23 protein-coding genes and 2 pseudogenes are annotated in these 23,558 nt (G+C 74.2%); 13 read left to right on the top strand and 12 right to left on the bottom strand.

Features of this window, described 5'->3' with window-relative positions; all coding sequences use genetic code 11:
- The first annotated feature begins 100 nt into the window (after window positions 1-100).
- A complete protein-coding gene (locus ACVJO7_RS19975; RefSeq protein ID WP_491674133.1) occupies window positions 101-1,633 on the top strand; it encodes a leucyl aminopeptidase in 1,533 nt (510 codons plus the stop codon).
- A 112-nt stretch (window positions 1,634-1,745) separates the two neighbouring features.
- Here the strand turns inward: ACVJO7_RS19975 and ACVJO7_RS19970 are convergent, their stop codons facing one another.
- Window positions 1,746-2,030 carry a Uma2 family endonuclease gene (locus ACVJO7_RS19970; protein WP_491674132.1) on the bottom strand — a complete coding sequence of 95 codons (285 nt, stop codon included), beginning with the start codon at window positions 2,028-2,030 and terminating at the stop codon, window positions 1,746-1,748.
- A gap of 36 nt (window positions 2,031-2,066) precedes the next feature.
- Here ACVJO7_RS19970 and ACVJO7_RS19965 point away from each other — a divergent pair, with 36 nt between their 5' ends.
- Entirely contained in the window at window positions 2,067-2,909 is an 843-nt protein-coding gene (locus ACVJO7_RS19965) for an SDR family NAD(P)-dependent oxidoreductase (protein WP_491674131.1), read from the top strand.
- A 2-nt stretch (window positions 2,910-2,911) separates the two neighbouring features.
- On the opposite strand, the gene ACVJO7_RS19960 is transcribed toward ACVJO7_RS19965, so the two are convergent.
- The gene (locus ACVJO7_RS19960; protein ID WP_344028781.1) at window positions 2,912-3,283 is read right to left on the bottom strand and encodes an oxidoreductase; all 372 of its coding nucleotides are present in this window, start codon (window positions 3,281-3,283) and stop codon (window positions 2,912-2,914) included.
- 211 nt (window positions 3,284-3,494) lie between these two features.
- Here ACVJO7_RS19960 and lpdA point away from each other — a divergent pair, with 211 nt between their 5' ends.
- From lpdA to ACVJO7_RS19930, 6 genes are all read left to right on the top strand, one after another.
- Window positions 3,495-4,889 carry a dihydrolipoyl dehydrogenase gene (lpdA, locus tag ACVJO7_RS19955; RefSeq protein WP_491674130.1) on the top strand — a complete coding sequence of 465 codons (1,395 nt, stop codon included), beginning with the start codon at window positions 3,495-3,497 and terminating at the stop codon, window positions 4,887-4,889.
- A gap of 61 nt (window positions 4,890-4,950) precedes the next feature.
- Window positions 4,951-6,780: a 2-oxoglutarate dehydrogenase, E2 component, dihydrolipoamide succinyltransferase gene (sucB, locus tag ACVJO7_RS19950; protein ID WP_491674129.1), complete on the top strand. Its 1,830-nt coding sequence runs from the start codon at window positions 4,951-4,953 to the stop codon at window positions 6,778-6,780.
- A gap of 145 nt (window positions 6,781-6,925) precedes the next feature.
- Window positions 6,926-7,816, top strand: coding sequence for a TIGR01777 family oxidoreductase (locus ACVJO7_RS19945; RefSeq protein WP_491674128.1), 891 nt, complete (start codon window positions 6,926-6,928; stop codon window positions 7,814-7,816).
- Entirely contained in the window at window positions 7,813-9,084 is a 1,272-nt protein-coding gene (locus ACVJO7_RS19940; RefSeq protein ID WP_491674127.1) for an NAD(P)/FAD-dependent oxidoreductase, read from the top strand. Before ACVJO7_RS19945 ends, ACVJO7_RS19940 begins: the two co-directional genes overlap by 4 nt.
- Before the next feature lie 10 nt (window positions 9,085-9,094).
- Entirely contained in the window at window positions 9,095-9,820 is a 726-nt protein-coding gene (gene lipB / locus ACVJO7_RS19935) for a lipoyl(octanoyl) transferase LipB (RefSeq protein ID WP_491674126.1), read from the top strand.
- Between the two features lie 35 nt (window positions 9,821-9,855).
- Entirely contained in the window at window positions 9,856-10,338 is a 483-nt protein-coding gene (locus ACVJO7_RS19930) for an ArsR/SmtB family transcription factor (protein WP_491674125.1), read from the top strand.
- Window positions 10,339-10,350: 12 nt separating this feature from the next.
- On the opposite strand, the gene ACVJO7_RS19925 is transcribed toward ACVJO7_RS19930, so the two are convergent.
- Window positions 10,351-11,292: an LLM class F420-dependent oxidoreductase gene (locus tag ACVJO7_RS19925; protein WP_491674124.1), complete on the bottom strand. Its 942-nt coding sequence runs from the start codon at window positions 11,290-11,292 to the stop codon at window positions 10,351-10,353.
- A gap of 54 nt (window positions 11,293-11,346) precedes the next feature.
- Here ACVJO7_RS19925 and ACVJO7_RS19920 point away from each other — a divergent pair, with 54 nt between their 5' ends.
- The 3 genes from ACVJO7_RS19920 to ACVJO7_RS19910 are packed head-to-tail and all read left to right on the top strand — an operon-like array spanning window position 11,347 to window position 14,058.
- Entirely contained in the window at window positions 11,347-12,273 is a 927-nt protein-coding gene (locus ACVJO7_RS19920; protein WP_491674123.1) for an SDR family NAD(P)-dependent oxidoreductase, read from the top strand.
- On the top strand, window positions 12,270-13,274 hold the full coding sequence (gene lipA, locus ACVJO7_RS19915; protein WP_491674122.1) for a lipoyl synthase: 1,005 nt from the start codon (window positions 12,270-12,272) through the stop codon (window positions 13,272-13,274). The genes ACVJO7_RS19920 and lipA overlap by 4 nt, the downstream gene beginning before the upstream one ends.
- A 46-nt stretch (window positions 13,275-13,320) precedes the next feature.
- On the top strand, window positions 13,321-14,058 hold the full coding sequence (locus ACVJO7_RS19910; protein ID WP_344028752.1) for a DUF4191 domain-containing protein: 738 nt from the start codon (window positions 13,321-13,323) through the stop codon (window positions 14,056-14,058).
- Between the two features lie 12 nt (window positions 14,059-14,070).
- Here ACVJO7_RS19910 and ACVJO7_RS19905 read toward each other — a convergent pair whose 3' ends face one another.
- Window positions 14,071-14,544: an RDD family protein gene (locus ACVJO7_RS19905; protein WP_491674121.1), complete on the bottom strand. Its 474-nt coding sequence runs from the start codon at window positions 14,542-14,544 to the stop codon at window positions 14,071-14,073.
- Window positions 14,545-14,729: 185 nt separating this feature from the next.
- Between ACVJO7_RS19905 and glnA the strand changes: the two genes are divergently transcribed.
- A complete protein-coding gene (gene glnA, locus ACVJO7_RS19900; protein ID WP_344028746.1) occupies window positions 14,730-16,151 on the top strand; it encodes a type I glutamate--ammonia ligase in 1,422 nt (473 codons plus the stop codon).
- A gap of 153 nt (window positions 16,152-16,304) precedes the next feature.
- Here the strand turns inward: glnA and ACVJO7_RS19895 are convergent, their stop codons facing one another.
- From ACVJO7_RS19895 to ACVJO7_RS19880, 4 genes and pseudogenes are all read right to left on the bottom strand, one after another.
- On the bottom strand, window positions 16,305-17,276 hold the full coding sequence (locus tag ACVJO7_RS19895; protein WP_491674189.1) for a cold-shock protein: 972 nt from the start codon (window positions 17,274-17,276) through the stop codon (window positions 16,305-16,307).
- 279 nt (window positions 17,277-17,555) lie between these two features.
- Window positions 17,556-18,320, bottom strand: a pseudogene (locus ACVJO7_RS19890) (siderophore-interacting protein); the annotation flags it as partial.
- A 100-nt stretch (window positions 18,321-18,420) separates the two neighbouring features.
- A pseudogene (locus ACVJO7_RS19885) lies at window positions 18,421-18,873 on the bottom strand (isochorismatase family protein); the annotation flags it as partial.
- A 240-nt stretch (window positions 18,874-19,113) separates the two neighbouring features.
- Window positions 19,114-19,380, bottom strand: coding sequence for a GlsB/YeaQ/YmgE family stress response membrane protein (locus ACVJO7_RS19880; RefSeq protein ID WP_491674120.1), 267 nt, complete (start codon window positions 19,378-19,380; stop codon window positions 19,114-19,116).
- Window positions 19,381-19,597: 217 nt separating this feature from the next.
- Here ACVJO7_RS19880 and ACVJO7_RS19875 point away from each other — a divergent pair, with 217 nt between their 5' ends.
- On the top strand, window positions 19,598-20,683 hold the full coding sequence (locus tag ACVJO7_RS19875; RefSeq protein WP_491674119.1) for an isopenicillin N synthase family dioxygenase: 1,086 nt from the start codon (window positions 19,598-19,600) through the stop codon (window positions 20,681-20,683).
- Window positions 20,684-20,989: 306 nt separating this feature from the next.
- On the opposite strand, the gene ACVJO7_RS19870 is transcribed toward ACVJO7_RS19875, so the two are convergent.
- Genes ACVJO7_RS19870 through ACVJO7_RS19855 form a run of 4 tightly spaced genes read right to left on the bottom strand, consistent with a single transcriptional unit; the run spans window position 20,990 to window position 23,529 of the window.
- Window positions 20,990-21,424 (bottom strand): GlcG/HbpS family heme-binding protein, encoded by a 435-nt coding sequence (locus tag ACVJO7_RS19870; protein ID WP_344028725.1) that lies wholly within the window; start codon window positions 21,422-21,424, stop codon window positions 20,990-20,992.
- A gap of 34 nt (window positions 21,425-21,458) precedes the next feature.
- The gene (locus tag ACVJO7_RS19865; RefSeq protein ID WP_344028722.1) at window positions 21,459-21,881 is read right to left on the bottom strand and encodes a nitroreductase/quinone reductase family protein; all 423 of its coding nucleotides are present in this window, start codon (window positions 21,879-21,881) and stop codon (window positions 21,459-21,461) included.
- Between the two features lie 13 nt (window positions 21,882-21,894).
- Entirely contained in the window at window positions 21,895-22,608 is a 714-nt protein-coding gene (locus tag ACVJO7_RS19860) for a M50 family metallopeptidase (protein WP_344028720.1), read from the bottom strand.
- 30 nt (window positions 22,609-22,638) lie between these two features.
- Window positions 22,639-23,529 carry a TIGR03619 family F420-dependent LLM class oxidoreductase gene (locus ACVJO7_RS19855; protein ID WP_491674118.1) on the bottom strand — a complete coding sequence of 297 codons (891 nt, stop codon included), beginning with the start codon at window positions 23,527-23,529 and terminating at the stop codon, window positions 22,639-22,641.
- Window positions 23,530-23,558: the final 29 nt, after the last annotated feature.

Below are 23,558 nucleotides of genomic sequence, written 5' to 3'. Positions count from 1 at the left end.
GCGCACGGGACACGTGTGCTGGTCACCGTGTGTGCACGAGCGGAACGCGAGGCCACCCGTCCGATACCGATCCGACCGTCCCACGACCGAGGAGTTCCCCGTGCCGACCGCCGAACCGACCATCCCGGACACCGCCGCGACGACCGCGTCGCCGTCCACCGTCGAGGCCGGGGCGCTGGTGATCGGCCTGCACCCGGGGGCGCCCGCCGACGACGGGGCGGGCACCGCGGTCGCGCCGGTGCTCGCCGCCGGCGCCGCCGACGTCGACGCCGCGTTCGGCGGCGAGCTCGCCGAGCTGCTCCGCGTCGTCGGCGCGACCGGGAAGGTCGAGCAGGTCGTCTCGCTGCCGACCCGCGGGGCGGTCGCCGCGCCGCGGCTGGTGGCGGTCGGGCTCGGCGAGGCCGGCGACGACGCGGCAGCGGCCGACCGGGTCCGCCGGGCCGCCGGTGCGGCGTCCCGGGCGCTGGCCGGGACGCCCGCCGCGGTGAGCACGCTCGGCGCCGCCGGGGACGGCGCCGCCGAGGCGGCGGTGGCCGGCGCGCTGCTCGGTGGCTACCGGTTCGACGCGCACCGCTCCAGCACCGACGCCGGATCGGCACCGGTGGCGTCCTGGACGTTCACCGGGGTCACCGACGCGCAGGTCCGCCGGGCCGGCCTGGTCGCCGAGGCCGTCGCCACCGCCCGCGACCTGGTGAACACCGCCCCGAACGTGCTGGTCCCGGAGACGTTCGCGCAGCGCGCGGTGGCCCTGGGCGAGCGGGCCGGCCTGGTCACCGAGGTGCTCGACGACGAGCGGCTGCGGGAGAACGGCTACGGCGGGATCACCGGGGTCGGCAAGGGCTCGGCCAACAAGCCGCGGCTGGTCCGGCTGACCTGGAACGGCGGCGCCGCGCCGGCCCGGAAGGTCGCGCTGGTCGGCAAGGGCATCACCTTCGACACCGGTGGCATCTCGCTCAAGCCGAACGCCGGGATGGCGGACATGACCTCGGACATGGGTGGCGCCGCGGCGGTCGTCGCCACCGTGGTGCTCGCGGCGAAGCTGGAGCTGCCGGTCGCGGTGACGGCGACCGTGCCGATGGCCGAGAACATGCCGTCCTCGATGGCGTACAAGCCGGGTGACGTGCTCACCATGTACGGCGGGAAGACCGTCGAGGTGCTCAACACCGACGCCGAGGGCCGGCTGATCCTGGCCGACGCGCTCGTCCGGGCCGGCGAGGACGACCCCGACTACCTGGTGGAGACCTCGACGCTGACCGGCGCCCAGCAGGTCGCGCTCGGGCTGCGCACCGCCGGGATCATGGGGTCCGACGACCTGCGGGACCGGGTCGCCGGGCACGCCGTCGACGTCGGCGAGGACGGCTGGGCGATGCCGCTGCCCGAGTACCTGCGCTCCGACCTCGACTCCCGGGTCGCCGACATCGCGAACGTCAGCGGGCAGCGGTTCGCCGGGATGCTGCTGGCCGGGCTGTTCCTGAAGGAGTTCGTGCCGGCCGGGCTGCCGTGGGCGCACATCGACGTGGCCGGTCCGGCGTACAACACCGGCGGCCCGCGCGGCTACACCACCAAGGGCGGCACCGGGGTGCCGGTGCGGACGCTGATCGCTTTCCTGGACGACGTCGCCGCGAACGGCTGAGACCCCGGGTGCCGCCGCGGTCGCGGCGGCGCCCGGTCACGCCGCGCGCCTCACCCGGCGTCCTCGAAGAGATCGGTGACCGGCAGCGCGAACCCGGGCAGCAGCGGGCTGGTCAGATCGCCGCCCGCGACCTCCAGCGCGGTGCCGAACCCTGCTGTACCTGACCCGGCCGTACCTGACCCAGGTGTACCGGACCCTGCTGTGTCTGATCCGGCACTGCTCGTCTTCCGGCGGCCCGCCGGAAGACGAGCACGGTCGACGCCGGCGGGTCGACCAGCCACAGCTCCGCGGTGCCCGCGGCCTCGTAGCGGCGCAGCTTCGGGGCCGACGTCGAGCGCCCAGGTGCCGGGTGACCGGACCCTCGGCGCGGGCCGGCGCCGGGCGCTGCGCGGAGCACCCCGGGTTACCGACCGGTAGGGCATACTCCCGGCCCATGCGACGACGCCGGCACGAGATCCCCGCGCACGCTCCCCGCTCCGCCGTGGTCACCGGCGCCGCCCGCGGGATCGGCGAGGCGATCGCCACCGAGCTGGTCGGCCGGGGCTACCGGGTGCTCGTCACCGATCTCGACGCGGACGCCGCCCGGGCCACCGCGGAGCGGATCGGCGCCGCGGACGGCGCCGCACACGACGTCACCGACCCGGCCGACGCGCGCACCGTCGCCGACCGCGCCCGCGAGCTGGCCCCGCTGGGCGCCTGGGTGTCGAACGCGGGCGTCGGGTTCGACGGCGCGCTCACCGAGCTGTCCGAGGCACACGCCCGCGCCCTGGTCGAGGTGAACCTGCTCGGCCCGGTCTGGGGTGCCCGGGCCGCGGTCGCCGCGTTCCGGGAGCAGGCCGCCGCCGGCGTCGCGCACGGCGGCGAGATCGGCGTCACCGTCTCGCTCTCCGCGCTCGGCCCGGTCCCCGGCCTGTCCGTGTACGCGGCGTCCAAGGCCGGTGCACTGTCCGTGGTCTCCGGACTCGCCTCCGAGGTCCGCCGGGAGGGGATCCGAGTGCACGCGGTCTGCCCGGACGGCGTCAACACCGAGCTGCTGCGCGGGATGGAGCCCGGCGGGCAGGCCCAGGCGCTGGTCCGGTCCGGGACGCTGGTCACCACCGAGCAGGTCGCGCAGGGCCTGGTCGGGATGTTCGGCACCGGCCGGGTGTACCGCACGCTGCCGGCCTGGCGCGGCGCGGTGCTGCGGCTGACCGCACTGGTCCCCGGGCCCGCCCTGCGGCTGGAGCCCGCGATGCGCGCGATCGGCGCCCGCAGGGCCCGCTCACTGCAGGACTAGCGCTACCGGTCCCGGTCCTTCTCCCGCAGCTGCCGCAGCATCTCCTCCTGCTTGGCCTTCTTCCGCAGCGCCCGCTCCCGCGCGTCGTGGTCGCGCATCCGCTTCGGGTAGCCGACCAGCTGCACGTCGTAGATCGGGATCTGCATCGAGCGGGCCAGCTTCTTGGCCCGGTTCGGGTTCCCGACCCGCCGCCGGGTCCATTCGCCGTCGTGTGCGACGAACACCACCGTCGTCTCGGTCACGGTCGTCCGAGGCTCGACGAACGCCTCCACCCCGATCCGAGCGTTCGTCCATTCCCGCAGGTAGGACTCCGCACTCGGAGCCTTGGCCTGGCCGGAGGACCGGCGGGAACGGAACCTGTCCAGCAGGCCCATGGGCGTCACCCTCTCGTCGGCTCGCACGACATTCCGTACCGCCGGCGGGCGAAACGGACACACGTGATCCGTCAGTACAACGCGCGAGGACCATGATCTGCTCCCGACACCCGCACTGGCGCACCGTGCGGGTAGTGACAAGATGGGCGCCGCACTGCGGCGTCACGGCGGTGGAGGCCCCCGCCGCACGTGACCGGGAGGGAGCTGATCGGTGTCCGAGACGGGCTCAGCGAGCGCGGCCGACCTGGTGATCCTGGGCGGCGGCTCCGGCGGGTACGCCTGCGCGCTGCGCGCCGCCGAGCTGGGGCTCTCGGTCGTCCTCGTCGAGAAGGACAAGATCGGCGGCACCTGCCTGCACCGCGGCTGCATCCCGACCAAGGCGCTGCTGCACGCCGCCGAGGTCGCCGACAACGCCCGCGACGGCGCGAAACTCGGCGTCCGGTCCAGCTTCGACGGTGTCGACATGGCCGGCGTCAACTCCTACAAGGACGGCGTCGTCGGCCGGCTCCACAAGGGTCTCCAGGGGCTCGTCGCCGCCCGCGGGATCACCGTGGTCGACGGCGCCGGCACCCTCGAGGGGCCCGGCGTCGTGCGGGTCGGCGACCGGCTCCTGCACGGCAGGCACGTGGTGCTCGCGACCGGGTCCTACGCCCGCTCGCTGCCCGGCCTGGAGCTGGACGACCGGATCGTCACCTCCGACGCCGCGCTCACCCTGGACCGGGTCCCGGAACGGGTCGTGGTGCTCGGCGGCGGCGTGATCGGCGTCGAGTTCGCCAGCGTGTGGCGCTCGTTCGGGGCCGAGGTCACGATCGTCGAGGCACTCCCCCGGCTGGTCCCCGCCGAGGACGAGTTCTGCTCCACCCAGCTCGGCCGCGCCTTCCGCCGCCGGAAGATCACCGCCCGGACCGGCGTGCGGCTGAGCAAGGCCACCCGCTCCGGCGACGTCGTCACCGTCGCGCTGGAGAACGGCGAGGAGATCGACGCCGATCTGCTGCTCGTCGCGGTCGGCCGCGGCCCCAACACCACCGGTCACGGGTTCGCCGAGGCCGGGATCGCGATGTCGGACGGCTTCGTCACCGTCGACGAGCGGCTCCGGACGAACCTGGACGGCGTGTACGCCGTCGGCGACGTCACCCCCGGGCTGCAGCTGGCCCATCGCGGCTTCGCGCACGGGATCTTCGTCGCCGAGGACGTCGCGGGGCTCGCACCCACCCCGCTGTCCGACGACGGCGTCCCGCGGGTGACCTACTCCGACCCGGAGATCGCCTCGGTCGGGCTGACCGAGGACGCCGCCCGCGAGCGGCACGGCGAGGTGCACACCCTCACCTACGACCTGGCGGGCAACGGGCGGTCGCAGATCCTGCAGACCTCCGGGGCGATCAAGCTCGTCCAAGCGGGCCCGGCCGGCGCCGACGGCCCCGTGGTCGGTGTGCACATGGTCGGCTCACGGGTCGGCGAGCTCGTCGGGGAGGCGCAACTCATCTACAACTGGGAGGCTCTCCCCGCCGACGTCGCCGCACTGATCCACGCCCACCCCACGCAGAGCGAGGCACTCGGAGAGGCCCACCTCGCCCTGGCCGGGAAACCGCTGCACACCCACGGCTGATCCCGGCCGATCCGTCCCCAGACCCGAACACCCACGCGGAACAAGAGGAGCTCCACCCGACATGGCCGTCACCGTAGAGATGCCCGCCCTGGGCGAGAGTGTCACCGAGGGCACCGTCACCCGCTGGCTCAAGTCCGAGGGCGACACCGTCGAGGTCGACGAGCCGTTGCTCGAGGTCTCGACCGACAAGGTCGACACCGAGATCCCGTCCCCCGCGGCCGGGGTGCTGAAGCGGATCATCGCCGGCGAGGACGAGACCGTCGAGGTCGGCGGTGAGCTCGCCGTGATCGGCGACGCCGACGAGTCCGACGGCGGCGGCTCCGGCGGTGCCGAGCCCGCCGCCGAGGAGGCGGCCGAGCCCGAGCCGGAGCCCGAGCCGGAGCCCGCGCAGGAGGAGGCGGCTGCGCCGTCGTCCGACGAGTCCGGTTCCGGTGCGTCCGGCGGCGGCTCCGGGACGCCGGTCACCATGCCCGAGCTCGGCGAGTCGGTCACCGAGGGCACCGTCACCCGCTGGCTCAAGCAGGTCGGCGACAGCGTCGACGTGGACGAGCCGCTGCTGGAGGTCTCGACCGACAAGGTCGACACCGAGATCCCGTCGCCGGTGGCCGGCACCGTCCTCGAGCACACCGTCGGCGAGGACGAGACCGTCGAGGTCGGCGCGCAGCTCGCGCTGGTCGGCGACGGCTCGGCCGCACCGGCGAAGGAGGAGGCCCCCGCTCCGAAGAAGGAGGAGCCGGCCCCGGAGAAGAAGCCGGAGCCGAAGCAGGAGGCCCCGAAGCAGGAGGCCCCGAAGGCGGAGCAGCCGAAGGCCGAGCAGCCCAAGGCCGAGCAGCCCAAGGCCGAGCAGCCCAAGGCCGAGGCCCCGAAGCAGCAGCAGGCGCAGCCCAAGGGGTCCACCGACACCCAGGGTTCCGCGCCGTCGTCGTCCAACGGGTCCGGCGACAAGCCGTACGTGACGCCGCTGGTCCGCAAGCTGGCCCAGGAGCACGGCGTCGACCTGGGGACGGTGACCGGCTCCGGGGTCGGCGGCCGGATCCGCAAGCAGGACGTGCTGGCAGCGGCCGAGCAGAAGTCCGCCCCGGCCCCGGAGGCCCCGGCGGCCCCCGCCGCGTCCGGCGGTGCGCCGAAGCAGCCGCAGACCGTCCCGACCCGCCCGCAGGACGGCCCGCAGCCGGGCACCACGGTCAAGCTGCCGCGCCTGCGCCAGGTGATCGCCCAGCGGATGAACGAGTCGCTGGCGGTGTCCGCCCAGCTGACCACCGTCCAGGAGGTCGACCTCACCCGCATCGTCAAGCTGCGGAACAAGGTCAAGGAGGACTTCAAGCGCCGCGAGGGCGCCAACCTCACCTTCCTGGCCTTCATCGCGAAGGCGACGATCGAGGCGCTCAAGGCGTTCCCGTCGGTCAATGCCTCGATCTCCGAGGACAACAAGCAGGTCACGTACCACGGCTCGGTGCACATGGGCATCGCCGTGGACACCCCGCGCGGCCTGCTCGTCCCGGTGATCAAGGACGCCGACGACCTGTCACTGGCCGGGATCGCCAAGAAGATCGCCGACGTGGCCGCCCGGACCCGGGACGCCAAGATCGGCCCGGACGAGCTGTCCGGCGGCACGTTCACGATCACGAACATCGGCTCCGCCGGGGCGCTGTTCGACACCCCGATCCTGAACCAGCCGCAGGTCGGCATCCTCGGCACCGGTGCGATCGTCAAGGAGCCGAAGGTCATCACCGGCCCCGAGGGCGACGACGTGATCGCCGTCCGCTCGGTCTGCTACCTGCCGCTCACCTACGACCACCGCCTGGTCGACGGTGCCGACGCCGGACGCTTCCTGTCCGCGATCCGGGCCCGCCTGGAGGAGGGTGCCTTCGAGGCCGAGCTCGGCCTGTAGGCCCGGCGCCACCCGCCCCGACGGTCGCGGCCCGTCCCGGTCCACCCGGGGCGGGCCGCACCCGTACCACCACCGGGTGAACGGGTGATCACCGTCGCCACCCGCCGGGTCGCGCCCGGGCCCGGAACCGGGAAGGATCGCCGCCGTGCGAGTCGTCGTAGCCGGTTCGTCCGGTCTGATCGGAACCGCCCTGGTCGCCCACCTGCGGGGGGCGGGCCACGAGGTGCTGCGCCTGGTGCGGCGCTCCCCCGCCGCGCCGGACGAACGGGGCTGGGACCCACCGGCCGGCACGATCGAGGACGGCACGCTGGACGGCGTCGACGCCGTCGTCAACCTCAACGGGGCCGGGCTGGCCGACCGGCCGTGGAGCGGGGCGCGCAAGCAGCTGATCCGCGACTCCCGCAACGTGCCCACCGACGTGCTCGCCACCGCGGTCGCCCGGCACGGCGTCCCGGCGTTCGTCAGCGGCTCCGCGGTCGGCTACTACGGCGACACCGGCGATCACGTCACCGACGAGTCGGCGCCGTCGGGCAGCGGTTTCCTGGCCGACGTCTGCCGGGACTGGGAGGCGGCCGCCGCGCGCGCCGCCGACGCCGGCGCGCGGGTCGTGCTGATCCGGACCGGGCTGGTGCTGTCGCCGTCCGGCGGGCTGCTGGCGATGCTGCGCCCGCTGTTCCGGGGCTTCCTGGGCGGCCGGATCGGCAAGGGCACCCAGTACATGCCGTGGGTGTCGCTGGACGACCAGGTGTCCGCGCTGCGCTTCGCCGTGGAGACCGGATCGCTGTCCGGGCCGGCCAACATCACCGGCCCGGTGCCGGTCACCAACGCCGAGTTCACCCGGGAGCTGGGCGAGGCCGTCGGGCGGCCCACCCCGTTCTCGGTGCCCGCCCCGGTGGTCTCCACCGTGCTGGGCGAGCTCGGCCGGGAGACCCTGCTCAGCGGGCAGCGAGCGGTGCCGAAGGCGCTGCTCGACGCCGGGTTCCGGTTCCGGCACCACACGGTCGGCGACGCGCTGTCCGCCGCGGTCGGTACGTGAGCACGCCGGACGTCCTGGTCGTCGGCGCCGGCCTCGCCGGGCTGCGGGCGGCCGCCGTCCTGCACCGGCACGGTCTGTCGGTGCAGCTACTGGAGGCGTCCGACCGGGTCGGCGGCCGGATGGCGACCGACGTCGTCGACGGGTTCCGCTGCGACCGCGGGTTCCAGGTGCTCAACTCGTCGTACCCGGCGCTGCGCGCCGCGCTGGCCCCGCACGGCCTGGACTCGCTCGCCGCCCGCGCCTTGGAGCCCGGCGCCGCCGTCCGGGCCGGCGACGGCGAGCTGCACCGGTTCGTCAATCCGCTGCGCCGCCCGGCGTCCGCCCCCGCGACCGCCGCCGACGACCTGTTCGGCCCGCTGGACAAGGCGAAGCTGGTGGCCTGGACGGCGCGGGTGCTGGCCTCTCCCCCGGCGCGCACCGCCACGATGATCGACCGGTCGGCCGCCGACGACCTGGCCGCCGCCGGGATCGGCGGTGCGGTCACCGACCGGTTCCTGCGCCCGTTCCTGTCCGGGGTGCTGGCCGATCCGGCGCTGGAGACGTCCGCGGCGTTCGTCCGGCTGGTGTGGCGCAGCTTCGCGCTCGGCACGGTCGTGGTGCCCGACGACGGGATCGAGGCGCTGCCCCGGCGGCTGGCCGCCGCGCTGCCGCCCGGCGCGGTCACGCTGCACACCCGGGTGCACGCCGTGCACGGCGGGGACGCACCGTCGGCGGACACCGACGCGGGGACGCTGCGCGCCCGGGCGGTGCTGGTCGCCGCCGACCCGAGGACCGCGGCGGCGCTGCTGCCCGGCGTCGCCGAACCCCGGATGAACGCGCTGACCACGTTCTTCCACGTGCCCCCGCGGGCGCCGTCGGCGGCACCGCTGCTGCACCTGGACGGCACCGGCGGACCGGTCATCAACAGCGTCGTCCTGACGGCCGCCGCACCCGGCTACTCGGCCGACGGGCGGCCGCTGGTGGCGTCGTCGATCGTCGGCACCCCGGCCGGCACCGGGCTCGACGAGCCCGCCGTGCGACGTGAGCTGTCCCGCATCTGGGCCGTGCCGACCGACGACTGGGCGCACCTGCACACCGCGCAGGTCGACTGGGCGCTGCCGCTGCTGGAGCCCGGCCGGCCGGTGCGCCGCGACGTCGACCTGGGCCGGAACCTGTTCGTCGCGGGCGACCACCGGGACACCCCGTCCACCCAGGGCGCGCTGGTGAGCGGGCGCCGGGCGGCGCAGGCGGTGCTGGCGCGGCTCGGGGCGGCCCGGGTGCGGGGGTAATCTCGGCGGCATGCCCGATCCGCATCAGAGCTGCCGTGCCGGAACCGACCCCGTCCGGGTGGACCGGCTGGGCCGCGTCGAGTACCAGGCCGCCTGGGACACCCAGCGGGCGCACGCCACGGCGCGCAAGGAGGGCACCGGCCCGGACGTGCTGATGCTGCTCGAGCACCCGGCGGTGTACACGGCCGGGCGCCGGACCCGGCCGGAGGACCGGCCGCAGGACGGCACCCCGGTGATCGACGTCGACCGCGGCGGCCGGATCACCTGGCACGGGCCGGGGCAGCTGGTCGGCTACCCGATCATGGCGCTGAAGGAGCCGATGGACGTCGTCGACTACGTCCGGCGGCTGGAGGAGGCGCTGATCCGGGTCTGCCACGATCTCGGGCTGCCGGCGGCCGGGCGGGTCGAGGGCCGGTCCGGGGTGTGGCTGCCCGCCGCCGGGATGCGCCCGGAGCGCAAGGTCGCCGCGATCGGGGTGCGCATCTCCGGCGGGGTGACCCAGCACGGGTTCGCCATCAACTGCGACGCCGACCTGGGCGACTTCGGCCGGATCGTGCCCTGCGGGATCGCCGACGCCGGCGTCACCACGCTGAGCACCGAGCTCGGCCGGGAGATCACCGTCGACGACGTCACCGGGGCCGTGACCACCGCCGTGCTGGACGCGATCGACGGCCGGCTCCCGGTCGCCGAGCACCCGGTCGCCCGGATGGTGGACCTGATGAGCGGGCTCGGCTGATCGACCGCTTCTCCGTAGTTCCGTAGAATGATCGGGTGACCGCAGACCGCCTGGCCGATCTGGAACGCCGCGTCGAGCAGCTCGAACAGCGGCTCGGCGCGGGCCCGGCCGTCGCCGAGCCCGCCGTCGCGCCCGCCCCCACGGGGACCGGGACGGTGCGCTACTCCGGCGAGGTCGCGCTGCACGGCGAGGTCCGCTGGAGCATCGAGTACGACGCCGGCGCCGCGCTCGCCCTGGACGACGAGCCGCGCACCGCGGTGCTGGCCGCGCTCGGGCATCCGGTCCGGGTCCGGATCGTCCGCGGCCTGCTGCACGGCCCGCGCGGCACGGCCGGACTGACCGAGGTCGCCGAGCTGGCCTCGACCGGCCAGCTCTACCACCATCTCAGGGCCCTCACCCACGCCGGCGTCGTCGAGCAGGACGGCCGCGGCAGCTACCGGATCGCACCGCGCGCCGTGGTGCCGGTGCTGGTGCTGCTGACCGCGGCGGCGGACCTCGGCGGGCAGCTCGGATCCTGAGCCGCACCGCGGTCAGCCGAGCTGGCCCATCACCGACGCGGCGAACTGCTCCAGGTGCTCCAGATCGGACAGATCGAGGATCTGCAGGTAGAACCGGGTCGCGCCGGTCCGCTCGGACCAGCGGCCGAGCTGGTCGACGATCTCGCCGGGGGTGCCGGCGAGGCAGTTCGCGCGGACCTCGTCGACGTCCCGGCCGACCGCGGCGGCGCGCCGGGCCAGCTCGGCGTCGTCGCGGCCGAGGCACAGCATCTGCGCGACCGAGTAGGTGAGGTCCGCGGGATCGCGGCCGATCGCGCGGCAGGCGTCGTGCACCCGCCCGAACTGGGTGGCGACCACGCCGGCGTCCTGGAACGGCACGTTGAACTCGGCGGCGAAGCGGGCGGCCAGCGCGGGCGTCCGGCGCCGCCCGATCCCGCCGACGACGACCGGCGGGGCGTCCTGCACCGGCCGCGGCAGCGCCGGCGAACCGGTGATCGTGTAGTGCGTGCCGCGGTGGTCGAACCGGTCGCCGGGTGGCGTCGCCCACAGCCCGGTGAGGATCTCCAGCTGCTCGGTGAGCAGCTCGAACCGCTGCCCGACCGGCGGGAACGGGATGCCGAGCGCGGCGTGCTCGGCCTCGAACCAGCCGGCGCCGAGGCCGACCTCGATCCGGCCGCCGGACATCTCGTCGGCCTGCGCCACGGCGACCGCGAGCGGACCGGGCAGCCGGAAGGTCGCGCTGGTGACCAGCGTGCCGAGCCGGATCCGGGTGGTCTCGCGGCCGAGCGCGGCCAGGGTCACCCAGGCGTCGGTCGGGCCGGGCAGTCCGGCCCCGGCACCGCCGTCACCCATCGCCAGGAAGTGGTCGGAGCGGAAGAAGGCGTCGTAGCCGGCGTCCTGGGTCGTGCGGGCGACCCGCAGCAGATCGGAGTAGGTCGCGCCCTGCTGGGGTTCGGTGAAGATCCGGAAGTCCACGGTGCCGCACGGTAGCCGCGGCCGGGCCGGCCCGCGCCCGCTACCGTCGCCGCCGTGTACCCGCTCCCCGATCTCACCGGCCGCACGGTCCTCGTCACCGGCACGACGTCGGGGCTCGGCCCGGCGCTGTCCGCCGCGCTGGCCGGGGCCGGGGCCCGGGTCCTGATGGCGGCCAGGGACACCACCCGCGGCCAGCTCGCGGCGGAGCGGGCCGGCGGCGAGCTCGTCCTGCTGGACCTCGCCGACCTGGCCTCGGTCCGCTCCGCCGCGGTCGAGATCCGCGAGCGCACCGGCGACCGGCTGGACGTGCTGGTCAACAACGCGGGCGTCGCGATGGGGCCGCGCGCCGAGACCGCGGACGGCTTCGAGCTGCAGATCGGCACGAACCACCTCGGCCCGGCCGCACTGACCTGGCTGCTCATGCCGGCGTTGCGCGCGGCGGGCGACCCGGAGCAGCCGTCCCGGGTGGTGCTGACGTCGAGCCTCGGGCACCGGACCGGCCGGCTCGACGTCGACGACCTGCACTGGCGCGCCCGCCGGTACTCCCCGAACGCCGCCTACGGGGCGTCGAAGCTGGCGAACCTGCTGTTCGCCGCGGAGCTGGACCGCAGGCTGCGGCTGGCCGGCGATCCGGTGCTGTCGGTGTCCGCGCACCCGGGGATGACCGAGTCGTCGCTGATGCAGAACTCGTTCCGGCGGGCCGGCCGCAGCACCCGCTGGGACCGCGCGTTCGGGATCCTGGACCGCATGATCACCCAGCCGGTCTCCGACGGCATCGGGCCGCAGCTGGCCGCCGCGGCCGGGCCGGTGCACGGCGGCGACCACCTCGGCCCGTCCGGCCCCGGCGAGCTGCACGGGCCACCCGGTCCGGCCCGCCGTTCCGCTGCGGCACAGGACCCGGTGCTCGCCGGCCGGCTGTGGGACGTCACCGCGGCCGCGACCGGCATCACACCGGACCCCGGGCGTACGGTGTGGGCGTGACCGTCGCACCCGAAGGCCGCAAGCTGCTCCGCCTCGAGGTCCGCAACTCGGAGACCCCGATTGAGCGGAAGCCCTCCTGGATCCGTACCCGCGCGAGGACCGGCCCGCAGTACACCGAGCTGAAGGGCCTGGTTTGGTCGGGCGGCCTGCACACGGTGTGCGAGGAGGCCGGCTGCCCCAACATCTACGAGTGCTGGGAGGACCGGGAGGCCACGTTCCTGATCGGCGGCGAGCAGTGCACCCGGCGCTGCGACTTCTGCCAGATCGACACCGGCCGGCCCGCCGATCTCGACCGTGACGAGCCGCGCCGGGTCGCCGAGTCGGTGCAGCAGATGGGGCTGCGCTACTCCACCGTCACCGGCGTCGCCCGCGACGACCTCGACGACGGCGGCTCCTGGCTCTACGCCGAGACCGTCCGGCTGATCCACGAGATGAACCCGGGCACCGGCGTCGAGCTGCTGATCCCGGACTTCAACTCGCGCGACGAGCAGCTCGGCCCGGTGTTCGACGCGCGCCCCGAGGTGCTGGCGCACAACCTGGAGACGGTCCCGCGGATCTTCAAGCGGATCCGCCCGGCGTTCCGCTACGAGCGCTCCCTCGAGGTGATCACCAAGGCCCGGGAGAAGGGCCTGGTCACCAAGTCCAACCTGATCCTGGGCATGGGCGAGACGCCGGACGAGGTGACCGCCGCGCTGCGCGACCTGCACGCGGCCGGCTGCGAGATCATCACGATCACCCAGTACCTGCGGCCGACCAAGCGGCACCACCCGGTGGAGCGCTGGGTGAAGCCGGAGGAGTTCGTCGAGCACTCGAAGGCGGCCGAGGAGATCGGCTTCGCCGGGGTCATGGCCGGCCCGCTGGTGCGCTCGTCCTACCGGGCCGGGCGGCTCTACGCGCAGACGGTCGCGCACCGCGGCGAGGAGCTGCACCCGGACCTCGCGCACCTCGCCGACTCCGGTCCGGCCGCCCAGGAGGCGAGCTCGCTGCTCGCCCGCAGCTGACCACCTCGGCGCACCGTTGATCGCGGCGGGGACGTAGTCTGGGCACATGCCCGGCAAGCCCCGCAAGCCCACGCCCGAAGAGAAGAAGGCGCGCAAGGCCGCGAAGAAGGCCGCGTCGAAGCAGCGCCGCCAGCAGATCTGGCAGGCGTTCCAGATGCAGCGCAAGGAGGACAAGAAGCTCCTCCCGATCATGATCGGCGTCTTCGTCGGTGCGATCGCGCTGCTCACCCTCATCGGCTGGTTCTTCGGGATGACCTGGTTCTTCGTCCCGTTCGGCGTGATGATCGGCGCCCTCGGGGCGTTCAGCGTGTTCGGCAGGCGGGTGCAGCGCTCGATCTACACCAAGGCCGACGGGCAGCCGGGCGCCGCGGGCTGGGCGCTGGACAACATGCGCGGGCAGTGGCGGATCACGCAGGGCATCGCGGGCACCACGCACCTCGACGCGGTGCACCGGGTCGTCGGGCGGCCCGGGATCATCTTCGTCGCCGAGGGCGCGCCGCACCGGGTGAAGAGCCTCATCGCGCAGGAGAAGAAGCGCACCGCGCGGGTCGCCGGCAGCATCCCGATCTACGACGTCCTGGTCGGCAACGATGAGGGCCAGGTTCCGCTCAAGAAGCTGCAGCGGCACCTCATGAAGCTGCCGCGCAACATCTCCGCCGCGGAGATGGACTCGCTGGAGAACAAGCTCAACGCGCTCGGCACCCGGACCGCGGCCATGCCGAAGGGCCCGCTGCCGCAGGGCGCGAAGATGCGCAGCATCCAGCGCACCGTCCGCCGCCGCTGAGCCCCGGCGGGATCAGCCGCGCAGCACCCGCACCACGATCGTCGTGCTGGCGCGGTCGTGCCATCCGCGGCCGTCCTGGTCGCGGATGAACGGCGGGAGCATCAGCGCGATCAGGGCGGTGCGCAGCAACGCCCGCGGGATGCCCACGTAGTTCGCCATGTCGGTGCGGGCGACCCGCATGCCGAGCGCGATGTGTCCCGGGCTCATGCCGAACACCGACACCATCAGCGCGGTGATCACGAACCAGGCGCCGAGCACGCCCCAGCTGAAGCCCGGGGTGCCGATCGCGTCGGTGCCGGCGACGAACAGCACCAGCAGGTACGCCAGCGCCCAGTCGATGCACACCCCGCCGATCCGCCTGCCGAGCCCCGCCACCGAGTAGTGCCCGGTCTCGGGCAGGCCGAAGCGCTGTCCGGGGTACCCGCCCGGCTGTACACCGGGGCCGTCGGAGGAACCGGGAAGCCAGGACTCGATCCAGCGGGCCATGCCTTCTAGCCTAGGCGTCGCAGCGGGACCGCCGCCGTCGGCCATGACCGGACATGTGGGACGAATGTGATCGTTATCCCGGTCCGGTCAGTTAACGTCGGCGAAACAGGTGAGTGATGGGTGGGCAACACGGCACTCCTACCGTCGCCCACGATCTCCACCAGCGATCGAAGGAGCCCGAGAGAGTGTTCAGCAACGCCGAAGAGGTACTCAAGTACATCTCGGACGAGAAGGTCGAGTACGTCGACATCAGGTTCTGCGACCTGCCCGGCGTCATGCAGCACCTCACCGTCCCCGCCAAGACGGCCGGCGACCTCCTGGAGAACGGCGCCGCGTTCGACGGTTCCTCCGTCCGCGGCTTCCAGGCGATCAACGAGTCCGACATGGCGCTGTTCCCGGACCCGGCGACCGCCCGCGTCGACCCGTTCCGCAAGCACAAGACGCTGAACGTCAACTTCTTCGTGCACGACCCGGTCACCGGTGAGCCCTACTCCCGTGACCCGCGGAACATCGCGCGCAAGGCGGAGGAGTACCTGGCGGCCTCCGGCATCGCCGACACCGCGTTCATGGCGCCGGAGGCGGAATTCTACGTCTTCGACTCCATCCGGTTCGGCACCGACCCGCACCAGGCGTACCACCACATCGACTCCTCCGAGGGCTGGTGGAACACCGGCCGCGAGGAGGTCGGCGGCAACCTCGGCTACAAGGTCAACTACAAGGGCGGCTACTTCCCCGTCCCGCCGGTCGACCACTACGCCGACCTGCGTGCCGACATCGTCAGCACCATGCAGGACTCGGGCTTCGAGGTGGAGCGCGAGCACCACGAGGTCGGCACCGCCGGGCAGGCGGAGATCAACTACAAGTTCAACACCCTGCTCCACGCGGCCGACGACATCATGCTCTTCAAGTACCTCGTGAAGAACGTGGCGTGGCAGAACGGCAAGACCGCCACCTTCATGCCGAAGCCGCTGTTCGGCGACAACGGCTCGGGCATGCACGTGCACCAGTCGCTCTGGAAGGACGGCCAGCCGCTCTTCCACGACGAGTCCGGCTACGGCGGCCTGTCCGACACCGCGCGGTACTACATCGGCGGCCTGCTGCACCACGCGCCGTCGCTGCTGGCGTTCACCAACCCGACGGTGAACTCCTACCACCGCCTGGTCCCGGGCTTCGAGGCGCCGGTCAACCTGGTCTACTCGGCCCGGAACCGCTCGGCCTGCATCCGGATCCCGCTCTCCGGTGACAGCCCGAAGGCCAAGCGCATCGAGTTCCGCTGCCCCGACTCGTCGGGCAACCCGTACCTGGCGTTCTCGGCCATGCTGATGGCCGGCCTGGACGGCATCAAGAACAAGATCGAGCCGGCCGCGCCGATCGACAAGGACCTCTACGAGCTGCCGCCCGAGGAGGCCAAGGACATCGCGCAGGTCCCGTCCTCGCTCTCCGCGGTCATCGACAAGCTGGAGGAGGACCACGACTACCTGCTCGAGGGTGGCGTGTTCACCCCCGACCTGATCGAGACCTGGATCGCCTACAAGCGGGAGAACGAGATCGACCCGCTGCGGCTCCGCCCGCACCCGTACGAGTTCGCGCTCTACTACGACGTCTGATCCAGGCGTTCCGCCGATCTCGCGGTCGGCAGGAGAACGGCGGTCGACCCGGCACGGCGCCTTCCCGGCGCCGGATCGGTGTCGACCGCCGTTATTCGTGTTCGTGCGCCACGAACGGGGAGCGGTCCGGCCGTCGGCCGGGCCCCGCTCTCGTCAGAGACGTTCGACGCGGTCGGCCTGCGGACCCCGGTCGCTCTGCCGCACCGCGTACCGGACCCGGTCGCCCTTCTCCAGCGTCTCCGATCCCGCGACCACGGACACGTGGACGAACAGATCGTCGCCGCCCGCGTCCGGGGTGATGAAACCGAAGCCGCGGTCGCCGTCGTAGCGCGCCACGACGCCCTCGCCGCCCCGGGCCGGCACGTCCCGCGACGCCGGCGCCGCGGCCGGTGCCGGTCGCCGCGGCGGCGACGCGGGCTCGGCGCCCCGGACCAGGTGGACGTCGCGGGCCTGCGGGCCCTTCTCCGACACGGCCACGTCGTAGGCGACGCGGTCGCCCTCCGCGAGCCACGTCAGCCCCTCGGCCAGGGCCCGGGCGTGGACGAAGACGTCCTCGTCGCCGGAGTCGGGGTGGATGAAGCCGAAGCCCTTGTCCTCGTCGTACCAGGCCACCGTCCCGTCGGCGCTGTCGGCGCTGTCGGCGCTGTCGGCGCCGTCTGCGCCGCCTGCGCCGCCTGCCGAGGGGATGCCGGCCCCCGGCCCCAGCGGGATCACGTGCCCGGCCTGCGGGCCGCGCTCGCCGTCGACGACCAGGAAGGCCACCCGCTGCCCCTCGACGAGCACACCGCCGGTCACGATGGCGGAGCTGTGCACGAACATGTCGGCGCCGCCGCCGTCGGGCGCCGCGAAGCCGTAGCCCTTGCCCGGCTCGTACCAGCTGACGGTGCCGAGCAGCCCCACGACGCCACCGGCGGCCGCGTCGGCGGTGACGCGAACACGCAGCGCCTGCGGCCCGCGGTCGTTCTCACCGACCTCGAACTCGACGGCCTGGCCCTCGCGCAGCACGTTCGCGCCGTCCCCGACGATCTCGGAGGCGTGCACGAACACATCCGGCGAGTCGTCCTCGGGCGCGAGGAAGCCGAAACCCCGTTCGGCGTCGAACCAGCGGACGGTCCCCTGCGGCATCAAAGACTCCAGATCGAGTGGGCGGGTACTGGCCCCAGTCTCCCCGACCGACCTCGCGGCCGGTCGGGCCGGGCCCTCGTCGTACCCGGGTGACGGACCGCGGCCACGCCGCACCGCCGCCTCAGACCGGGGCACCGCCGTAGCGCTCCACCACGCACCGCCCGGCCAGCGCCGGCAGCCCGGCCAGGACGGCACCCAGGGCGTCCATCCGGTGCCGCTCCCCCGGCCAGCCAGGCCCGCCCCCGCCCGGCCCGGCACGGCCGCCCGCACCGCCGCCAGGACGGGGCCCGGATCGGCGGCCGCGTGCACGAACACCGTGCCGAGATCCGCCGCGGTCGGCATCAGCTGCTCCTCCGCCGCGTCCGGCACGACCGCGACGGCGATCGCGCGGTCGCCCGCGCGCAGCGCGGCCACCCGGGCGGCGAGCGCGGGCTGGGCCGGATGGTCGGCGACCAGCAACGTCCAGTCCACCGGGCCGGCGGGCAGGTCCGGCACATCGTGCGGCCCGTCGACGACGACCGCGGCGCCGCGGCGGGCCCCGGCGGCCCACCGGCCGAGCGGTCCCCCGTCGTGCGCGACGACGTCGACGTCGATCTCACCGCTGGCCGCGTGCGGGTGCACGGTGACCGGGCGGGCCGCGGGCATCGGCCCGGCCCGCAGCATCAGGTACGCGCCGGGCCGGGCCCCGGCGAACCGCCCCGCGCGGTCGTCCAGGGTGATCCGGACCGTCCGCGGGGTGAGCTGCTCGACCCGCAGGACGGTCGTCGCCGACGGGCCGCCGGGCGCCGCGGCCGCGGTGGGCACCGCGGCCGGCGCCCCGGCGCGGAGCAGCTCCAGCCAGCCGGCCAGGGTGGGCCGTTCGGCCAGGCCCAGCAGATCGACGTCGAACCCCGCGCTCTGCCAGCGCTCGACGAGCAGCATCAGCCGGACCGAGTCGATGCCCAGGTCCAGCAGGTCCTCGTCCGGACCGACGCCGTCGAGCCCGCCGGGGACGACCGCGGTGAGCTCGGTGTGCAGCCAGCCCGGCCCGGGTGGGGCGGTCACCGGCCCTCCGCGGGCACCGGGGTGAGCGCGCCGACAGCTTCGCCAGCGAGGTCACCACGCCGCACCGGCGGGCCACCCAGTCGATCGCGGTGTCGCGGTCGGCCCGGGAGAAGTCGGCGACCCCGTCGCCGACCAGGAACGGCTGGACGTCGAGCATGAACGCCTCGATCGCGGTGGCCAGGCAGCCGATCGAGGCGTACACGCCGGTGATCAGCAGCTGGTCCCGCCCGAGCCGGGTGAGCTCCTCCCGCAGCGGGGTGCGCAGGAACGCGCTGTAGCGCCACTTGACCAGCTGCAGGTCGCCCGGTTCCGGCGCCACCTCGTCGGCGATCGGCTCCAGCTCGGGTGCGGTGTCGACCACCCCGCCGATGCCGGCCCCCCACATGTCGGTGAGCAGCCCGCGTTCCTGCGCGGTCTGCCGGCCCGGCTGCGCGGTGTAGATGACCGGCACGCCCGCGGCGCGGCAGTCGCGCAGCAGCCCGGCCAGCCCGCTGAGCAGGCCGGGCAGCGGCCGGTCGCCGGGCGCGAACGGGCGCAGGAAGCAGCGCTGCACGTCGTGCACCAGCAGGGCGGCCCGCCTCGGGTCGGGTCGCCAGCCGACCCGGCCCGGCGGGAAGTCCGCCGGGTCGGGCGGGTCGTAGGGGTCGATGCGCGAGCGGCTAACGTCAGGGTTCGGAAGACCTACACAGCGACACCCGGCGGACACAGGCCGAGGCGTCCGGCCCCGGACACACGTCGGCGCCGCCCGGCAGAGCCGGACGGCGCCGAGGTGGGCTCGGAGATGCCCGCCGAGTCAGGCCTTGACGCGACGTCCGATTACGACGCGGTAGATCCCCAGCAGGAGCAAAGAGCCGAGGATCGCGACGATCCAGGTCTGGAAGCTCCAGAAGGTGTCCAGGCCGATACCGAAGATCGCGCTGCCCAGGAATCCGCCGACGAGCGCACCCGCCACACCGATGCCCAGGGTCACGAAGATTCCGCCCGGGTCCTTGCCTGGCATGATCGCCTTGGCGATCGCTCCCGCGAGCAGCCCCAGCACGATCCATCCGATGATGCCCATTTTCGTCCTCCCTATTTGATCTGCACCTGTGGCAGACCAGGATGGTCACTGGTCGAAGCTGTCATGGAGTGACCAGTGGAACGCCGATCGAAACGTTGCCGAGAGTAAACCTCCTGCGTGGTCCCGGCATGCAGGAAACGCCCCTGCACACCCGATCCGGGGTCCCCGGATCGATATGAGGGTCGTCCCGGATGCGCCGGGCGGGGAGGATGGGGCCATGACCGGCCCGGACACCGCGAACGACCCCGTCCCCGCGCTGCGGCTGGACCGCGCCCGCCGGGCCGACGGGAGCTTCGATCCCGCTTTCATCACCACCCTGCGGGACGCACTGCACCGGATCGGGTTCCTGCGGCTGCACGGGTTCGGCGCCGCACCCGGTCAGGTCGCGGAGCTGATGGCGGCGGCGGCCGCGTTCTTCGACCTGCCCGCCGGGCAGCGCCTCGCGCTGGACAACCGGGAGTCACCGCACTTCCGCGGCTACACCCGGCTGGGCCACGAGATCACCGCGGGCCGGCCGGACGCCCGCGAGCAGATCGACTTCGGCCCGGAGCTGCCGGCCCGGCCCCGCGCCGAGTGGGACGAGCCGTACCGGCTGCTGGAGGGCCCGAACCGCTGGCCGGACGACACCGTCCCGCAGCTGCGGGTCCGGGCGCACGCCTGGGCCGATCTGATGGCGCGGGTCGCCGCCGAGCTGACCCGCGCCCTCGCCGCCGGGCTCGGCCTGCCCGAGGACCACTTCGATCCGCTGTTCACCGGCGAGCCGCACTGGTTCGGCAAGGTCATCCGCTATGTCGGACCGTCGGCGGGCGAGCCGCTCGCGCCGGACGCGCAGGGCGTCGGCCCGCACGCCGACTGGGGTTTCCTCACCCTGCTGCTGCAGGATCCGGCCGGCCCGGTCGCCGGGCTGCAGGCGCGCCCGCCGGGATCGGGCTGGGTGGACGTGCCGCCGCACGGGGACTCGCTGGTCGTCAACGTCGGCGAGATGCTGGAGGTCGCGACCGACGGCTACCTGGTCGCCACCCCGCACCGGGTGCTGGCCTGCGGGCCCGGTGCCACCCGGCAGTCGGTCGGGTTCTTCTGGTCGCCCCGGCTGGACGCCCGGCTCGATCCGGTGCCGCTGCCGCCCGGACTGGCGGAGCAGGCACCGGGTGTGCACGAGACCGCGCAGAACGCGCTGCTGCCCCGGTTCGGGGACAACGCGCTCAAGGGATGGTTGCGTTCACATCCCGAGGTCGCGATCCGTCACCACCCGGATCTCGTCCGGGCCGCGCGCGGTACGGTGAGCGCAGAATCGGTCCAGTGATCCGCTCGCGGACCGCGTGCGCGGAGACGTTGACAGGGGGCCGGACCGGCTGGTTGACTCGCAGGTACCGTGTTCCACGTCACACCGTGTGACGGCTGTAACCGCCTGACCACGAAGTGTGACGGACCGCCGGTGTACGTCCCGGCCACCACCACGCGATGACCCGCACGCGCTGCTCCGCCCGCGCGTGCCCACGCACGTGCACGATCCTTCCTCGGCGGCAGGATCGTGTCCCCTCCGCGCCCCCGGGCTGACCTCGTCGCCCGGGGGTGCGGCTCGTCCGGGACCGGCCGCGACGCGCGCGTGCTACTCGGCGCCGGTGACCGCGACCAGCCCGGCCGCCTCGATCCCGGCCAGCGCCGCCGCCTCGTCGTTGAGCGAGGCGTCGCCGGTCACACCGACCGCGCCGAGCAGCGCGCCGGCGGCGTCCTTGACGAACACCCCGCCGGGCACCGAGAGGATCTTCCCGCCGGCCAGGTTGGCGACCGAGGTGAAGAACTCCGGCGAGTCGGCCGCGCGGGCCGCGATCGCCCGGTTCGTCATCCCCAGTGCCAGCACGCCGCTGGCCTTGCCGACGGCGAGATCGGGCCGCAGGAAACCGGAGCCGTCCTGGCGGGCCAGCGCGACGATCGCACCACCCGGGTCGAGGACCGCGACCGTCAGCGGGTTGAAGCCCTGCTCGGTGCCGTGCTGCAACGCCGCGGCGGTGATGGTCTGTGCCTGCTCGAGGGTGATCGTCATGTCCAGCACCCTGCCATCACCGGTCCGTGGACGCTCAGCGCGGGGTGAGCGCCAGCAGCGGGATCGTGCGGTCGGTCTTGCGCTCGTAGCCGGCGAACACCTCGTTGTCGTCCTTGATCCGGGTCCAGACGCGGTCCCGGTCCGCACCGGTCAGCTCGGTCGTCCGCACCTGGACCGTCTCGGCGCCGCCCGCGCCGTCGGACACCTCGACGACGGTGTCCGGGTTCGCCTTCAGGTTGTGGTACCAGGCCGGGTTGTCCGGCGCGCCCGCCTTGGAGGCGACGATCACGTAGCTGTCGCCGTCGGCGAACCAGCGCAACGGGGTGACGCGTTCGGTGCCGCTGCGCGCGCCCACGTGGTGGACCAGGATCATCGGCAGGCCGGTGAAGGGCTCGCCGACCTTCCCGTCGTTCTCCCGGAACTCGCGGATGACGCGGCTGTTGAAGTCCTCTGCCATACCGGTGATCCCATCACGCCGGGGCCCCGCCCGGGGCGAACACCACCCATCCGGCAGCCGCCGTCGCCGCGACCGAGGCGAGCACGAAGAACGCCGCCCAGGCGCCGCCGGACAGCGGGGTCAGCTCGGCGAGCCGGTCGGCGTCGGAGTGCCGCAACCGCCCGCCGCGCCGGCCGCGGCGCAGCTCCAGGCAGGCCTTCACCCCGCCGAACAGCAGGAACCAGCTCAGCGCCGCCGCGAACCCGGTGCGCAGCTCCTCGTCGGCCCGCAGCGCGACCAGCACCAGCAGCGCGCCGGTGGCGACGACGGCGAGCCCGCCGTAGACGTTGCGGATCTGCAGCAGCGTGACGGCCAGCAGTCCCGCCCCGATCCAGAGCATCGCGCCGGCCGCGTCGGCACCCACCAGGACGGCGCCGCCGAGCCCGAGCAGCGGCGGGAAGACGTACCCGGCGAGGAACATCGCGACCACCCCGGGGCCGCGGCCCGCACCGGTCGAGTAGGTGACGCCGGAGGAGTCCGCGTGCAGCCGGATGCCGGTCAGCCCGCGCCCGACCAGCACCGCGACCAGCGCGTGGCCGCCCTCGTGCGCGATCGTCACCGCGGTCCGGGTGAGCCGCCAGGTCGGCCGCCACGCCACCACCACCAGTGCGAGCACCGCCGCAAGCAGCGACGCGGGCCGGGCGGCGACCAGCTCGTAGCCTCGGGTGATCAGCTCCAGGGGGGCCACCCGACCAGTGAACCAGTGGCCGCGGACCGGTCAGACGGCGGCCAGCACCTCCTCGGCGAGGCGCAGCGCAGCGGCCCCGCCGGCCGCCGCGCCCGGCAGGTACATCAGGTCGACGAAGGCGTGCGTCACCGCCGTCTCGTCGCGGACCCGGCGCAGCGTCGCCGCCGCGTCGGCGGTGTTCGATCCGGGCGGCAGGTTGACCCGCAGCACCGCGCCGATCGCGTCCGGACCGCGGCCCGCGGCGGCCGCCTCGGCGCGCAGCCGTTCCCACGGCGCCGACACGGCGGCGGTCAGGTCGCGCGTCCCCGGCGTCACGACCGGCAGGAACCCGTCGGCGCGCCGCGCGATCCGGCGCAGCGCCCGCGGCGCCCAGCCGGCCAGGTGGACCGGGATGCCGTGCGGCTTCACCAGCACGTGCGACGGCGCGATGGTGCCGGTCGCGCCGTCGTGGGCGACCGGGTCGTCGTTCCACCAGGCGTCGAGCACGTCGAGCGCCTCGTCGAGCCGGTCACCGCGCTCGGCCATCGGGACGCCGACGGCGGCGTACTCCTCCGGTGACCAGCCGGTGCCCAGGCCGAGCAGCAACCGCCCGGCGGAGATCCGGTCCACGCTCAGCGCGTGCCGGGCGAGCAGCGCGGGCGGGTACCAGGGCGCGTTCAGCGTGCTGGTGCCCAGCTGCAACCGGGTGGTGACGGCGGCGGCCGCGGTCAGCAGCGCGAGCGGATCGAGCGAGGCCCGGAACTGCTCCGGCACGGTGTCCGTGCCGCCGTAGCCGACCGACGGCTCGACCGCGGCCAGCAGCCGGTCCCCCGCCCACAGGCTGGCCGCGCCGAGCTCCTCGGCGCCCGCGGCGAACCGCATCGTCTCCTCGGCGCGGGCGGCGGCCGCACCGAACTGCGGCAGACCGAATCCGATTCGCACTTGACCTCCAGTGGCTGGAACCCGCGACG

This window comes from Pseudonocardia sp. DxW, from assembly GCF_058448985.1.
Note: the sequence above shows the minus strand (reverse complement) of the source record. Positions and strands in the feature narration are given on the sequence as shown.

Bases quoted from the DNA above. Each gene is read 5' to 3' on its own strand.
- ACVJO7_RS19965 (WP_491674131.1), top strand. From the start codon at position 2,067: ATGCGACGACGCCGGCACGAGATCCCCGCGCACGCTCCCCGCTCCGCC.
- ACVJO7_RS19960 (WP_344028781.1), bottom strand. From the start codon at position 3,283: ATGGGCCTGCTGGACAGGTTCCGTTCCCGCCGGTCCTCCGGCCAGGCC.
- sucB (WP_491674129.1), top strand. From the start codon at position 4,951: ATGGCCGTCACCGTAGAGATGCCCGCCCTGGGCGAGAGTGTCACCGAG.
- lipB (WP_491674126.1), top strand. From the start codon at position 9,095: ATGCCCGATCCGCATCAGAGCTGCCGTGCCGGAACCGACCCCGTCCGG.
- ACVJO7_RS19910 (WP_344028752.1), top strand. From the start codon at position 13,321: ATGCCCGGCAAGCCCCGCAAGCCCACGCCCGAAGAGAAGAAGGCGCGC.
- ACVJO7_RS19905 (WP_491674121.1), bottom strand. From the start codon at position 14,544: ATGGCCCGCTGGATCGAGTCCTGGCTTCCCGGTTCCTCCGACGGCCCC.
- ACVJO7_RS19895 (WP_491674189.1), bottom strand. From the start codon at position 17,276: ATGCCGCAGGGGACCGTCCGCTGGTTCGACGCCGAACGGGGTTTCGGC.
- ACVJO7_RS19880 (WP_491674120.1), bottom strand. From the start codon at position 19,380: ATGGGCATCATCGGATGGATCGTGCTGGGGCTGCTCGCGGGAGCGATC.
- ACVJO7_RS19875 (WP_491674119.1), top strand. From the start codon at position 19,598: ATGACCGGCCCGGACACCGCGAACGACCCCGTCCCCGCGCTGCGGCTG.
- ACVJO7_RS19870 (WP_344028725.1), bottom strand. From the start codon at position 21,424: ATGACGATCACCCTCGAGCAGGCACAGACCATCACCGCCGCGGCGTTG.
- ACVJO7_RS19865 (WP_344028722.1), bottom strand. From the start codon at position 21,881: ATGGCAGAGGACTTCAACAGCCGCGTCATCCGCGAGTTCCGGGAGAAC.